This window comes from Leifsonia aquatica (assembly GCF_014190775.1).
GTDB lineage: Bacteria > Actinomycetota > Actinomycetes > Actinomycetales > Microbacteriaceae > Leifsonia > Leifsonia aquatica.
This window is the reverse complement of the sequence record NZ_JACHVP010000002.1, coordinates 1-12550: the sequence shown is the minus strand read 5'-3', so window position 1 is coordinate 12550 and position 12550 is coordinate 1. Positions and strand designations below refer to the sequence as shown.

14 protein-coding genes and 1 pseudogene are annotated in these 12550 nt (G+C 67.1%); 9 read left to right on the top strand and 6 right to left on the bottom strand.

Annotated features, from left to right (window positions below; genetic code table 11):
* Positions 1–2: 2 nt before the first annotated feature.
* On the top strand, positions 3–1313 hold the full coding sequence (locus FHX33_RS09910; protein WP_021765547.1) for an NAD(P)-binding domain-containing protein: 1311 nt from the start codon (positions 3–5) through the stop codon (positions 1311–1313).
* Here the strand turns inward: FHX33_RS09910 and FHX33_RS09905 are convergent.
* The gene (locus FHX33_RS09905) at positions 1310–1618 is read right to left on the bottom strand and encodes a hypothetical protein (RefSeq protein WP_021765548.1); all 309 of its coding nucleotides are present in this window, start codon (positions 1616–1618) and stop codon (positions 1310–1312) included. The genes FHX33_RS09910 and FHX33_RS09905 overlap by 4 nt on opposite strands.
* A gap of 30 nt (positions 1619–1648) precedes the next feature.
* On the opposite strand from FHX33_RS09905, the gene FHX33_RS09900 reads away from it, so the two are divergent.
* From FHX33_RS09900 to FHX33_RS09880, 5 genes are all read left to right on the top strand, one after another.
* Positions 1649–2545 carry a metalloregulator ArsR/SmtB family transcription factor gene (locus tag FHX33_RS09900; RefSeq protein ID WP_021765549.1) on the top strand — a complete coding sequence of 299 codons (897 nt, stop codon included), beginning with the start codon at positions 1649–1651 and terminating at the stop codon, positions 2543–2545.
* An 88-nt stretch (positions 2546–2633) separates the two neighbouring features.
* A complete protein-coding gene (locus tag FHX33_RS09895) occupies positions 2634–3047 on the top strand; it encodes an arsenate reductase ArsC (protein WP_021765550.1) in 414 nt (137 codons plus the stop codon).
* A gap of 5 nt (positions 3048–3052) precedes the next feature.
* Entirely contained in the window at positions 3053–3715 is a 663-nt protein-coding gene (locus FHX33_RS09890; RefSeq protein WP_039924270.1) for an arsenate reductase/protein-tyrosine-phosphatase family protein, read from the top strand.
* Positions 3712–4695, top strand: coding sequence for a thioredoxin-disulfide reductase (gene trxB / locus FHX33_RS09885; protein WP_021765552.1), 984 nt, complete (start codon positions 3712–3714; stop codon positions 4693–4695). The genes FHX33_RS09890 and trxB overlap by 4 nt, the downstream gene beginning before the upstream one ends.
* 589 nt (positions 4696–5284) lie before the next feature.
* Positions 5285–5557, top strand: a complete 273-nt coding sequence (locus FHX33_RS09880; protein WP_155829196.1) for a hypothetical protein — start codon at positions 5285–5287, stop codon at positions 5555–5557.
* A 53-nt stretch (positions 5558–5610) separates the two neighbouring features.
* Here the strand turns inward: FHX33_RS09880 and FHX33_RS09875 are convergent, their stop codons facing one another.
* From FHX33_RS09875 to FHX33_RS09865, 3 genes and pseudogenes are all read right to left on the bottom strand, one after another.
* On the bottom strand, positions 5611–6726 hold the full coding sequence (locus tag FHX33_RS09875) for a chromosome partitioning protein (protein WP_221209560.1): 1116 nt from the start codon (positions 6724–6726) through the stop codon (positions 5611–5613).
* 66 nt (positions 6727–6792) lie between these two features.
* A complete protein-coding gene (locus FHX33_RS09870; RefSeq protein WP_168688433.1) occupies positions 6793–7014 on the bottom strand; it encodes a ParB N-terminal domain-containing protein in 222 nt (73 codons plus the stop codon).
* A gap of 101 nt (positions 7015–7115) precedes the next feature.
* Positions 7116–7616: pseudogene (locus FHX33_RS09865) on the bottom strand (IS110 family transposase); the annotation flags it as partial.
* Between the two features lie 200 nt (positions 7617–7816).
* Between FHX33_RS09865 and FHX33_RS09860 the strand changes: the two are divergent.
* The 3 genes from FHX33_RS09860 (at position 7817) to FHX33_RS09850 (ending at position 9605) form a co-directional block, all read left to right on the top strand.
* Positions 7817–8158 carry a hypothetical protein gene (locus FHX33_RS09860; RefSeq protein ID WP_051337006.1) on the top strand — a complete coding sequence of 114 codons (342 nt, stop codon included), beginning with the start codon at positions 7817–7819 and terminating at the stop codon, positions 8156–8158.
* 185 nt (positions 8159–8343) lie between these two features.
* The gene (locus FHX33_RS09855; protein ID WP_168688435.1) at positions 8344–8715 is read left to right on the top strand and encodes a TlpA family protein disulfide reductase; all 372 of its coding nucleotides are present in this window, start codon (positions 8344–8346) and stop codon (positions 8713–8715) included.
* 5 nt (positions 8716–8720) lie between these two features.
* Positions 8721–9605 (top strand): cytochrome c biogenesis CcdA family protein, encoded by an 885-nt coding sequence (locus FHX33_RS09850; RefSeq protein ID WP_338092018.1) that lies wholly within the window; start codon positions 8721–8723, stop codon positions 9603–9605.
* A 725-nt stretch (positions 9606–10330) separates the two neighbouring features.
* On the opposite strand, the gene FHX33_RS09845 is transcribed toward FHX33_RS09850, so the two are convergent.
* Together FHX33_RS09845 and merB are read right to left on the bottom strand one after the other, a co-directional pair.
* Positions 10331–11680 carry a dihydrolipoyl dehydrogenase family protein gene (locus tag FHX33_RS09845; RefSeq protein WP_021763755.1) on the bottom strand — a complete coding sequence of 450 codons (1350 nt, stop codon included), beginning with the start codon at positions 11678–11680 and terminating at the stop codon, positions 10331–10333.
* A gap of 95 nt (positions 11681–11775) precedes the next feature.
* Positions 11776–12423 (bottom strand): organomercurial lyase MerB, encoded by a 648-nt coding sequence (gene merB / locus FHX33_RS09840; protein ID WP_021763756.1) that lies wholly within the window; start codon positions 12421–12423, stop codon positions 11776–11778.
* Positions 12424–12550: the final 127 nt, after the last annotated feature.

The window sequence follows — 12550 nt, the reverse complement described above, 5'->3', positions numbered from 1 at the left end:
GGATGACTCTCGTCGACCTGACCGTCCCCACGATCCGCAGCAGCCGCCTCGACGGGCTCCCGGTGGCGATCATCGGCGCCGGGCCGATCGGGCTCGCGGCCGCCGCCCACTTGGTCGAACGGGGCATCCCGTTCGAGATCTATGAGACCGGCGACACGTCCGGCCACACCGTCTCCCAGTGGGGGCATATCCGTTTCTTCTCGCCGTGGAAGATGCTGGTGGACCCGGCCGCCGCTCGGCTCCTGGCTGAAACAGGGTGGGCGAGTCCCGACGAGAAGCAGCTGCCCACCGGCGGCCAGTTCCTGGATGACTACCTGGCGCCGCTGGCTGCAATCGACTCGATCCGTCCGCACATCCGTTACGGCGTCACCGTCACCGACGTCAGTCGCGAGGGCATGGATCGCACCCGGAGCACCGGCCGCGCCGACACCCCCTTCCTGCTGCGCATCAGCGATGCGGACGGCGTGCGGGAGGTCACGGCCCGCGCCGTCATCGACGCATCCGGCACCTACCTGACCCCGAACAGCCTCGCCTCGTCCGGACTCGACCCTCTCGGGCTGCCGGCGGTCGCCGGGCACGTCTCGCACGCGCTGCCGGATGTGGTCGGGCGCGAGCGCGCCCGGTTCGCCGGCAAGCGCGTCACCGTCGTCGGCGCTGGACACTCCGCCGCCAACACCCTCCTGAACCTCGCCGCCCTTAAGCGTGAGGTGCCGGAAACGCGGATCACCTGGCTGATCCGCAACGCGAGCGCCGTCCGGGTCACCACCTCGGATGACGACCAGCTGATCGAGCGCGCCGCTATCGGCAAGCGCGTCGACCGTCTCATCGCCACCGGCGCCATCCAGCAGATCGACCGGTTCGAAATCCTTCGCCTCGCCGCAACCGAGAACGGCGTCAAGCTGATCGGCCAGCGAGCGGGCGAGCGGGTCGAGCACGACACCGACATCGTGGTGAACGCGACCGGGTTCCGGCCCGACCTCGACATGCTGCGCGAGATCCGGCTCGACCTGGACGAGATCGTGGAGGCTCCCGTCCGGCTGGCGCCGCTGATCGACCCGAACATCCACTCCTGCGGCACGGTCGAGCCCCACGGGTTCGCCGAGTTGCAGCAGCCCGAGCCGAACTTCTTCCTCGCCGGGATGAAGTCCTACGGACGCGCCCCGACGTTCCTCCTCGCCACCGGATACGAGCAGGTCCGATCCATCACCGCCTACCTCGCCGGCGACATCGCGTCGGCACGCAACGTGCAACTGGTGCTCCCGGCCACAGGCGTGTGCTCGACCGGCGCGAGCGGGTCGTCCTGCTGCTCCTAAGCAGTGCCCTTCTCGCGGAGGGCTTCGATGATCATTCCAGTCGTCGGAGCTCCCGCAAGGCCCTCTGGCGTCCGGTACACGCGACAGGCGAGAGCGTCGGTGGGGATGCCGTCGAACAGATCCTGTCCGTCCACAAGGATCGTGGGCGAGCCCGCGAATCCGAGCACCGTTGCTTCGTCGGGGGTGGTCACCGTTCGCGTCTCCAGATGCGCCGTCGGCCGCACGAGGTCAAGAGCTGCTCGAACTCGGTCGGACGCCTCTACCCAATTCGGGCAGTCATCGATGTGGAGCACGATTACGTTCATTGCACAATTCTCGCGCATAGACTCCCATCTATGAGCGGAGCGCAAGCGGTTAGCCCGGACCTGCAGAGCCTCAAGCGCATCAGCGATCCCACCCGCGCCGCCCTCCTCCGGATCATCCTCGATTCCGAGGAGGGCCGGGGGTCGGTGACCCGCATGGCCGAGACCCTCGGGCTCACGCAACCGACCGTGTCTCACCACTTGCGGATGCTCAAGAACGAGGGACTGGTCGAGCGCGAACAGATCGGCCGCACGGCGTGGTATTCGATCACGCCCTCCCAGCTCGACCGCGTCGCCAACCTGGTCCGCGACGGCGAGACACGCGACGACGCGGCGGCGCTGGAGCGCATCGTCGCCGACCTGACCACGCGATACCGAGGGGTACTGGCACCGGACATCGTCAGCTCGTACGTGCAGGACAGCTACCGGATGCTGGGCGAGCGTGCGGGCTCGCACCCGACCCGAGCGTCCCAGACCAGCAGCTTCACGATCGATCGGCTCGACGCGCTCCTACGGGCCGACGAAACCACCCACACCGTGCCGGAGGTGCTGTTCGTCTGTGTGCAGAACGCCGGCCGCTCCCAGCTCGCCTCTGCGATCCTGCGCCAGCTCGCCGGCGACCGGGTCATCGTCCGTACGGCCGGCTCGGAGCCGGCGGAGGCCGTGCGCTCCACGATCGTCACCGTGCTCGACGAGATCGGCACCCCGCTCGGCGGCGAGTTCCCCAAGCCGCTCACCGACGAGGCGGTCCGCGCAGCCGACTACGTGATCACCATGGGCTGTGGTGACGCCTGCCCCATCTACCCGGGCCGCGAATACCTGGACTGGGACATCCCCGACCCCGTCGGGCAACCGATCGCCCGCGTCCGCGAGATCCGAAACGACATCGAGGGTCGCGTCCGCGACCTTCTCGAGCGGATCGAAAAGTGAACGATTGCCGAATTCGGCGATAGACGACTGGAAAAAGCATTGACCTACATCTATGCTTAACGAAGATCGTTGAGAACCGAGGAGAACCATGACTGATACCAAGCCCACCGTCCTGTTCGTCTGCATCCACAACGCCGGCCGCTCCCAGATGGCCGCCGGGTTCATGCGTGAGCTCTCCGGAGGCCGCGTCGAGGTACTGTCCGCCGGTTCGGAGCCGAAGGACCAGATCAACCCGGTCGCGGTTCAGGTCATGGCCGAGGAGGGTATCGACATCGCGGGCGAGCAGCCGAAGATCCTCACCACCGCTGCGGTGAAGGAGTCCGATGTCGTGATCACGATGGGCTGTGGCGACACTTGCCCGATCTTCCCGGGGAAGCGGTACGAGGACTGGGAGCTCACCGACCCCGCCGGGCGCCCGGTGGACGAGGTCCGCCCGATCCGCGACGACATCAAGCAGCGCGTCGAGAACCTGCTCGCTGAGCTCCTGCCCGCGGTGGTGTGACGATCATGACTATCGACGCAACGGGGCGCCGTAGCCAGCCTGAGCTGGCCTATCCGGAGGCGTACCTGCGTCGGCTCGCCGACGATCTGGCCGCCAAGTTCGACGGGGTGTTCAACCGGGAGACGGTGGAGCGGTATGTCCTCGAGTCCTACACCGCGCTGCTACGCACCGCGAAGGTCAAGGCGCATCTGACGACGCGCACGATCCACTTCGCGACGGAGCGGCTGACCGCCCTGGCGCAAGCGAAGGGTGCGCTGCCGGTGATCTGGCCAGAGGTGCTGTTCGTGTGTGAGCAGAACGCTGGGCGTTCACAGATGGCGGCGGTCCTCACCGAGTCTCTTTCCGGAGGACGCGTCCACGTCCGCTCCGCGGGGTCGATGCCCGCGTACGAACTGAATCCAGCTGTGGTCGAGGTGATGGCGGAGCTCGGGCTGGACATGAGTCGCGAGTTCCCGAAGCCGCTGACCGACGATGTCGTGCAGGCCGCAGACGTCGTTGTCACGATGGGCTGCGGCGACGCCTGCCCGATCTACCCCGGCAAGCGCTACCAGAATTGGGAGCTCGCTGATCCGCAGGGCCAGCCGGTCGAGGCTGTGCGGGTGATCCGAGCCGAGGTGGAGCAGCACGTGCGCGAGCTGCTGAAGAGCCTGGAGGTCACGCCCGCGTGAGCGTCGAGAACGTCGTCGTCATCGGTTCCGGCCCCGCCGGATACACCGCCGCGATCTACCTGGCCCGCGCCGGCCTTGACCCGATCGTGCTGACCAGCTCGGTCGAGATCGGCGGGGCGCTGATGAACACCACCGAGGTCGAGAACTTTCCCGGCTTCATTGACGGCATCCAGGGCCCGGACCTGATGGAGAGCCTGCGGCAGCAGGCCGAGCGCTTCGGCGCCCGGCTCGTCTACGACGATGCGACCGCGGTCGACCTGACGGGCGAGATCAAGACGATCTCCACCGGAAGCGGAACCGTGTACGAGGCACACGTCGTGGTCCTTGCGATGGGGTCGGCGCACCGCAAGCTCGGCATCGAGGGAGAGGATCGGCTCTCCGGGTACGGGATATCTTGGTGCGCCACCTGCGACGGCGCGTTCTTCAAGAATCAGGACATCGCGGTCGCCGGCGGCGGCGACTCGGCGCTGGAGGAGGCCATGTTCCTCACCCGGTTCGCCAACTCGGTAACCCTCATCCACCGGCGTGATGCCTTGCGCGCATCGAAGATCATGCAGGATCGGGCGCAAGAGAACCCCAAGATCAGTATCCGCTGGAACACCCAGATCGCCGAAGCCCACGGTGACGACAAGCTGAACGGGCTCACTGTTCGCGACACCGTCACGGGCGAGCCGGGCACCCTGGATGCGACCGGCCTGTTCGTGGCGATCGGTCACGACCCGCGCAGCGCATTGGTCGCGGGTCAGATCGATCTGGACGCCGACGGTTACGTGAAGGTTCAGCATCCGACCACCGAGACGAACCTGCCCGGCGTATTCGCGTGCGGCGACCTCGTCGACCGTCGCTACCGGCAGGCCATCACAGCAGCGGGCACCGGCTGCGCTGCCGCCCTAGATGCGGAGCATTATCTCGCCGCGCACGGGCTGGGCACGCACGCCCAGGCGCAGACCGCGGTCGCGGATGAGCTCGCGCACCCGTGATGGAGAACGCGAACTCTTTCGGAAGTCCCCTAATCCAGGTCAACTAAGGCTGGCAGCTTTCATGGCGGCCCTGACCTTGGTGGATTCTTAGCGAACCTCCGGGTATGGTGGCACGCATCTGACGCCGCCTCCCCCCAGCCGGTTGTCAGCGCGCATGGTTCGATGGCCGCGCCGTTCGGGTCGGCCGGCCATCGAACCGCTCGCGCAAGGGATACTCCCGCCTCGGTGGTCGACCGGTGCCGTTGTGACCAGCCGATCTCGGAGAAATAAGTCGGTGACGGGCGTCGGAGATCGACTGGATGGCCCCCTCGTGCGATACCGCTCGGGCAACGACGGGAGGAGCCGCCCCCGGCGGCGCTGTTCCCAGAGCTTTGTGTGTCTTTCCGCCGCCCGATCGTAGCTCGTTCCCGGTGCTTCCGTGCCGGGCTTTCGCGGCATATCCTCCTTCCGCTTCGCTCCAGTCCGGTATTCCACGGTCCCGGCACTGCGCACCTCCCACTCGCCACTGATCTCCCCGCCGGAAAGGCAAACAAAACGATCAACCAGGGGAGTGATCAGGATGCGGGTATTCGCCATCGATACGAGAAACATGGGTCCGGAACTGCGGGGCGGTCTGGTCGGGGTGGTCGGCTCGACGAGCCCCTCGGCGGAGGAGAAGCGGGAGTGCGTCGAGACGGTGAGCCGGTACGCAGTCGATGGATGGGCGATCGCCGCCGATCCCCGCACACCGATCGGCCGTCTGGCGGCGCTCACGGCTGAGACGGCGTGTGTGCCGTTCGTCGCCTTCAACCGGGTATCCCAGCGCGGAGGTCCAGTGGTCGGGCCGTCGACGGTGCAAGCGGCGACTCGCGAACTGTCCTGACAGCGCAAGCGAGAAGCGGGCCTGGTGCGCAGGCCCGCTTCCCTCCGGCAGGATCAGTCGCTCACGCCAGGGTCCGAGCTGACCGCCCCAGCTTCTTCTGCCGTCTGGACGGCCTCGCCTACTGTCGCGATCTGCTCGACATCGCTGAGGTTGTAGCCCCACGCGGCGAGCTGGGTGAAGTAGTCCTTATCGGTGGGGGAGGGGTACCGCCAGGTCTGCTTGCTCGTGACCGACTCGCACGCCCCGAGGACGACCGCCAGCGCGACATGCTGCGCTTTTGCCGGGGTCTGCTCAAGCAACGCGACGAGCTTGTCGTTCTCGAAGTAGCCGGAGGGCTCCAGGCCGAGCAACTGGTGGGCGAGCTCGTTGCCCTCACGGGTGGCGGTGCTGATCGCCTGCCGGTGGACGGTCAGACCCTTGGCGATCACGACCGCCGCGTCCTTGGGCAGAGCCTTCCGGGACAGCAGCGTGGCGAGCCATTCGCGGCGGACGATCTCAGCGGACGCCCACGCCTTGTTGTTCGCGATCAGGATGCGCCGTTGGGCCTTCTCCTCGTCGGTCATCGGCCCCGACTTGGACGGGGTACCGCCGTAGGTGTGGAAGCCTGCCGCTCTCGCGTCCCGGAGAAAGTAGCTGATGGTGGCGTCGCCGTCCGCGTAGACACGCACGAAGGCCGCTCGCCCGTCCAGGTTCTCGATGTGCTCGACGGTAACGCGTTGGTCATCGGCGGTGAGGAGTTCGCTGATGCGCGTGTACTCGGTGTCGTAGTAGCCGGGGTTCGCGTCGAGGATTAGGTAGCCACGTCCCGCCAGGTCGGCTTCCGCATCCGCCTTGGTCTTGGCGCGGGCTTTGTCGTCGCGTGCCCGCTGGGCCGCGTGCGCGAACTGGGCTGGGTCGGTGGTGGCGACCTGGATGAGGTCGTTGCGGATTTCGTCGTCGCCGTCGAACTCGATCAGCACGACCGCCTGATCCAGGGTCAGCTGGTGCTCCTGGATTGCGCTCGCCGCCACCTGGTTCTCGACCACCGCGAGTGCGGTCTTGACCTCCTTCTGCTTGGTGCCGGTGCGTCGGGCGATCGCGGTGACGCTGAGTCCTTCGAATGCGAGTTGTTGGAAGGCGGCGGCCCGGTCGCCGTCGGTGAGGGCTTCGCGCTGGTCGTTCTCGACCATCTGCTGCACGATCCGCTCCGCGGTCACCTCGTCAGCCTCCACCAGGTAGACGGGAATGGTGGCAAGTCATGCTTCGCGGGCGGCGAACACCCTGCGCTGTCCAGCTCGGACGGTCACCTGGCCGTCGTCGCTTCGATGCCCGAGGACCGGGGTGAGAACGCCGTTCTCGCGGATGCTCTGCACGAACGCGGGGGTGATGGGTGCGGAGGGGCGCACGTTGGTTTCGATGATCAGGGCGTGTGGGTCGAGGTGTTCGATGGTGCCCGCAACGGTGGTGGTGTCGCTCATGGTTCTGGGATCCCTTCAACTGTTCTTGTTCGCCTGTCTGGCAAGGGGATCGAGGGTGAACGGGAGCGGAGCGCAGTGCCGGGTCGACGCTTCTATATCTGTCAAGTCGTCAGCACTGGCTGGTGGAGCGCGTTGAGTGATCGATAAACGCTTCGGGCGAGGTAGCGTTTCAGTGCCCGTCGGATCTCGCGTCGGCTGCGTCCTTCCTGGAGCCTGTTTTCGACGTAGGCGCGGGTTTCGGGGTCGTGGACCATGCGGACGAGCACGGCCGTGTGGAGCGCCCTGTTGAGACGTCGGTCGCCTCCGCGATTGAGACGATGCCTGGTGGTGTTGCCCGAGGATGCGGGGATGGGGCTGACGCCGGCGAGGGCAGCGAAGGCGGCCTCGGAGCGCACCCTGCCGGGGTGGGACCACGCGGTGAGCACGATTGCAGCGGTGACCGGCCCAACCCCGGTGATCTGAAGAAGCGGAGCGGCGGGGCTGGTCTGAATCAGTCCGGTCATGCGATTCAGGTTCGCTGCCAGCTGCTCGGTGAGTTCGTGAACGCGACGGGCGAGACGGACGGCCTCTTCCCGAGCGATCACCGCTTCCAAGGGTTCATCTGCTAAGGCCGGCCTCCCGCACTGTAGCCCGCACCTCGATGGATGTGAGGATGACCAGCGCAGAGCAGCAGCAGCTCGCGCCCGGTGGGTTGACATTCCCCTATAGGGAAACGTGAAAGATGAATACAGACCGGTCGGGTATGGCCGGGATTGTCTGACCGTGGATGGAGAGTGCGATGTCCGAGAATCGTGGAGGCGGGATGAGCGTGGCGTTGATCGCCATCGGCGCGGTGGGGCTGGCAGTTGCGTGTTGCGGCGGCCCGGCGCTGATCGCGGCGGGTGGACTCGCGTTGGTTGGTGGAGTGCTGGGCAGCTGGCCGGTCTTGGCTGTGGCGGCCCTGGTGATGGCCGCCGCCGTGGTGTACACGGTGCTTCGGGCGCGGCGTCGTTCGGCCGCCCGTTCAGCGGAAACCAACAGCGCAGGCCGCGAGGGTGCTGGTGAGCAGGTGTTGCCAGTGATGGTTGACGACTGCTGTGCTGTGCCGAGCCCTGCAGTGGTGCCGCCGAATAAGGAGCGGCGCCAGCGGGCGGCGCGCAAGTGAGGCGCGGTTCGGGATCCAGCCTGTTGCGAAGCCGTCGAGGTCGTGGTTTCGCCGTCGCCTTGGCAGGGATCGCGGTGGCGTTGCTGCTTACCGGGTGCGGAGCGCAGACGTCGCCGGGCGCGGCAACGGGCCCGTCGGGTGGCTCAGCTGCCGGGTCCTCGTTCCCGTCCACGACGGTGCGGACGGTGTCCGGGACGAATTTGACGGTGCCGAACAACAAGCCGGCTCTGTTTTACTTCTTCACCGCCTCGTGTTCGAGTTGCGTGACGGGCGCGAAGTCCGTCGGGGCGGGTGTGGCGAAGGCTGGCTCGGGGGTGCAGGCCGTCGCGGTCGATCTGGACCCCGGCGAGCCGGTGAACATAATCAACGGGTTCATGCAGGACGTCGGGAATCCGCCGTTGTCGGTGGTACGCGACGACGGGACCCTGCTGAAGCGGTTTAACGTGGACGCGCTCGGGTTGACGATGGTGCTGGATAAAGCCGGGCGGGTGGTCTACCGCGGGGTGGACCCCTCAGCGGCCCAGACGGCCCAGGCCATCGCGGCCGCGGGCTCATAGGAGGCGTGTTGGGTACCTTCGCTTTCGCCTTCGCGGCGGGCATGCTGTCGACGGTGAACCCGTGCGGATTCGCGATGCTGCCCGCGTTCCTCGCCTACTACATTGGCCGCGACGAACCCGGCGCGCAGCAGAGCCTCGTACGGCGTGCGCTGGTCGGGCTCGGAGCCGGGCTGCTGGTCAGCGCCGGATTCGCCGAAGTGCTGAGCGTGGCCGGGCTGCTGGTCGCACTTGGAATGCGCAGCCTGATCGGAGCGGTGCCGTGGGTAGCAGTGCTGGTCGGTGTGCTGCTTGTCGGGCTTGGCACCGCTTTGCTCGCCGGCCGGCACGTCGGGTTCACCATGAACTCCAGCCGGATCGCTCGGCAAGGACGCGGCCCGAGCGCGATGCTCGCCTTTGGTGCCGCGTACGGGGTGGCGTCCCTGTCCTGCACCCTCGCGGTGCTGCTTGCGGTGATCGGCCAGGCTCTGGCAGCTGGCAGCGCGGTCGGCCTGGTGGTGGTGTTCGCCGCGTACGCAGCCGGAGCGGCGATGGTGCTGGTGCTCTTGGCTCTGTCCTCGGCCCTGGCCAGCGGCCTGCTGGCGCGGATCCTGCACCGCACCGCAAGGTATGTGCCCCGGATCGCCGGGGCGGTGCTGCTGCTGTCCGGGATCTACCTCGTCGCCTATTGGGCACCTGCGTTGGTCGCCGGGGGCGCGAATGAGAGCCTGGCCACGACCGGCAGCCGCATTTCCTCCGCTATGACCGCTTTCCTCAGCAGCAACATAGGTCTGGTCACCGGCTCCGCCCTGGCCGCGGTCGCGGTCATCTTGATCAGCGCAATTCTCGTCCGCGCGCGGAACCGATCCCGGAACACAGTGACGGCCGACGATGACGAGCCGCGATCACGGTAATCGCAGCCGGGAAATTCGAGGCCGCCGTGGGACGGTGGCCGCGCTGGACGAGGGACCGAGGAGATCGATGCTATCGAACAACGACCGCCGGCAGGCGGCGCGCTGTCAAGCAAGGAGGACATCGCTATCATCGTGACCCACGGCGGCAACAGTCCGGTTGCCCCCCAGGTTCGCCTGGCCGAGCGGCTACTGACCGCATCATGCAAGAGCGCCGACAGTTCGACACCGACCCGGAATTCCGTCCACACCGCTCGGACGGTCCGAATTCGGCCCGCCTGGCGTGCGCGTAGCCGCGGGGCCCGGACGTCGCTCCAAGTGGCCGATCCGACAGTCTCAGCGGCGGCGCCACCGTGTGGCTAGATGGCTTCGCAGGGTGACCACGGCAGCGAGGCCGAAGACTTGGTGGGCGAGGAAACCGTGCAGGTGGGTGACCAGCGGTAGGCGCGATTCGGGGCGCTGAAGCCGGCCGTCGGTGTCACCATGTCGTCGGCGATCAGTTGCCCCCGGGTCGGACAGCGTCCTCCATCGGCCGGGGCCTGCTTGGCTGCACTTCGTTGAGCTTGGTGCTCACCGGCTCCGCAACTTTCGTGCCGACGTAGCCGCCGACTTACGCGGTGAGTACGTCTTCGATCGCTCCTGGGATCTTCACGCTGATCTTTTCACGGCTCTTGAGGGAACGAAACCAGCTCGGGCAGCTCTTCAGACCGCCCCTCCCGCGCACGAGCTCAGGCCTTGATGTGGTCGAGGGCGGCGAGGTAGGCCTCGTTGTAGGTGGGGTATTGGGCGACCTGGTCGCGGAGGGTGTCTAGCGGTATCCGTGCCCGGATGGCGAGCGAGGCGTGGTGGATCCACTCCCCGGCCAAGGGTGCGACGGCCCAGGCGCCGACCAGCACCTTCGCCTCGGTATCGACCAGGAGCCCGAGGTTGCCGACGGGGTCCTTCTCGTAAGTCCAGGGCCGGGTGATTGCGTCGGCGAGGTCGAGCTCGGTGGCTGTGGTGTGCAAACCGGCGTGATCGGACTGCTGCTGGGTGAGCCCCACCGCGGCGATCTCCGGCTCCCCGAACACGACGCGAGGGATGCCGTCGTAGAACGCTTTCCGCGTCCCGCCGAGGATCGCCTCGGCGGCGATGCGGCCCTGGTACTTCGCCACATGGGTGAACGGCATGACCCCGGTCACATCGCCGATCGCCCAGATGTTCTCGGCCGCCCGGCACTGGTCGTCCACCAGCACCTGACCGTGCTCACCGAGCGAGACGCCGACGTCCTCGAAGCCGAGGCCGCCGCTGCGGGGGCTGCGGCCGGTGGCGAAGATCACGACGTCTCCGGTGGCCGTGCTGCCGTCCTCGAGCTCGATCACGCTCGCGCCGCCATCGCGGCGCCCTCTTCGGACCACCGCGTTCAGCCGCACGTCGACCCCGGCGCTCTGAAGGTAGTGCTTGGCAAGCTCCCCGACGCGCGGATCCTCGCGGTCGATCAGCCTGGGGCCACGCTGCAGCAGGGTGACGTTCACACCGAACCGGGAGAGGAACGTCGCCGTTTCCACCCCGACGGCGCTCCCGCCGACGATTACGGCACTGCCGGGCAGTGACGTCGCGGTGTAGGTCTCCCGGTTCGTCCAGGCGGTGATGTCCTCCAGACCCTCCAGTGGCGGCACGACCGCATCGGAACCGGTGGCGATGATGATGTGCTCGGCCAGTATTTCCTGCTCGCCGGCCTGGATACGGCCAGGGCCGGTGATGCGGGCATCCTCTTTGATGACGAGGGCACCTCGCTTGCTGTAGCCCTCGACCTGGCCAGCGTCATTGAGGTTCCGGATCATGTAGTCGCGGTAGTCGCTAGTCTCCGACCAGTTCAACTCCGCACCGCTGACTCCGGCCGCTCGCTGGACCTCGGTCTGCGCCTCCGGCGGCCGCAGCACGGTCTTCGAGGGGACGCAGGCCCAGTAGGCGCATTCCCCGCCGATCAGCTCCCGCTCGATCACGGCAACCTTCTTGCCAGCCTTCATCAGCCGGCTCGCCGCGACCTCACCGCCGGGGCCCATCCCGAGCACCGCAACATCGACACGTTCACTCATTAGCTACTCCTTGTGTTGTCGTCATTGATCGTTTCGGGTGCCGTTGGGCGTCGGCTGGCTCTTGCTGATCGTCGGGTCGCTGAGCCGCCTGTGTTCTAGCAGCAGCTGTCGGCGCCTGACGGGCCGCTTCCCTCCTGGGCATTCTCGATCATGGTTCGAGCCATTTGGGTGCCGAGGGCGTAGGCGTCGGCCACGGGCATGACTTCTCCTCCTGGGTGTGTCTCGAGCCAGGTTTGCGCGTCCTCGGCGGACGTGAAGTAGTGCACCTGGTTGCAGAACGCCGATCGGATCGAGGTCATGTCCTCGGGATTGACGAGGGAAACCACGGCGGTCTCGGGCGAGACCGACTGAACCCCGTGGGGGCCGACGGTGACGGCGATCGGCTCGCCGGTTGCGGGGCTAACGGACTCGACCCGCGCTGACGCGTCCAGCAGGGTGGGGAAGATCAGGGTGTCCAGTGCGCACCAGGTGTAGAGCTGCTCACCGTTGACCTCGAAGCGGTGCGGGGTGGGACGCAGGGTGAGGCCCTGGCCGATGATGCGGCCGTACTCGTACTCGATGTCGGGAACCGCGGCCAGCGCCTGTTGCACGTCGGCTTCGCTGCGCCCGGTCACCGTCGCGAGGGTGCTGACCTCAACCGGGTCGCCTTGGGCAAGTAGTTTCATCAGCGGCAGCCAGAGAGAGGCTTCCTGCCCGGTCTCGCTCGACGTGAGGCGCTCTGCGAGCGTGTCGTTCTCGGTCATTGTGACCCGCTTTCGTTGTTGGTGTGATGAAGGAACAAGGGTTACGCGGCGCAGCAGGAGAGCTTACTGACGTCGGTGCTGAAGGACTGCGCGGCGATCCTGATACCCTCGGCCATGGTCAGATAGG

Coding starts and splice junctions, on each gene's coding strand:
- FHX33_RS09860 (WP_051337006.1), top strand. CDS start 7,817: ATGAGCGTGGCGTTGATCGCCATCGGCGCGGTGGGGCTGGCAGTTGCG.
- FHX33_RS09890 (WP_039924270.1), top strand. CDS start 3,053: ATGACTATCGACGCAACGGGGCGCCGTAGCCAGCCTGAGCTGGCCTAT.
- FHX33_RS09910 (WP_021765547.1), top strand. CDS start 3: ATGACTCTCGTCGACCTGACCGTCCCCACGATCCGCAGCAGCCGCCTC.
- FHX33_RS09900 (WP_021765549.1), top strand. CDS start 1,649: ATGAGCGGAGCGCAAGCGGTTAGCCCGGACCTGCAGAGCCTCAAGCGC.
- FHX33_RS09880 (WP_155829196.1), top strand. CDS start 5,285: ATGGGTCCGGAACTGCGGGGCGGTCTGGTCGGGGTGGTCGGCTCGACG.
- FHX33_RS09870 (WP_168688433.1), bottom strand. CDS start 7,014: ATGAGCGACACCACCACCGTTGCGGGCACCATCGAACACCTCGACCCA.
- merB (WP_021763756.1), bottom strand. CDS start 12,423: ATGACCGAGAACGACACGCTCGCAGAGCGCCTCACGTCGAGCGAGACC.
- FHX33_RS09845 (WP_021763755.1), bottom strand. CDS start 11,680: ATGAGTGAACGTGTCGATGTTGCGGTGCTCGGGATGGGCCCCGGCGGT.
- FHX33_RS09875 (WP_221209560.1), bottom strand. CDS start 6,726: ATGGTCGAGAACGACCAGCGCGAAGCCCTCACCGACGGCGACCGGGCC.
- FHX33_RS09895 (WP_021765550.1), top strand. CDS start 2,634: ATGACTGATACCAAGCCCACCGTCCTGTTCGTCTGCATCCACAACGCC.
- FHX33_RS09905 (WP_021765548.1), bottom strand. CDS start 1,618: ATGAACGTAATCGTGCTCCACATCGATGACTGCCCGAATTGGGTAGAG.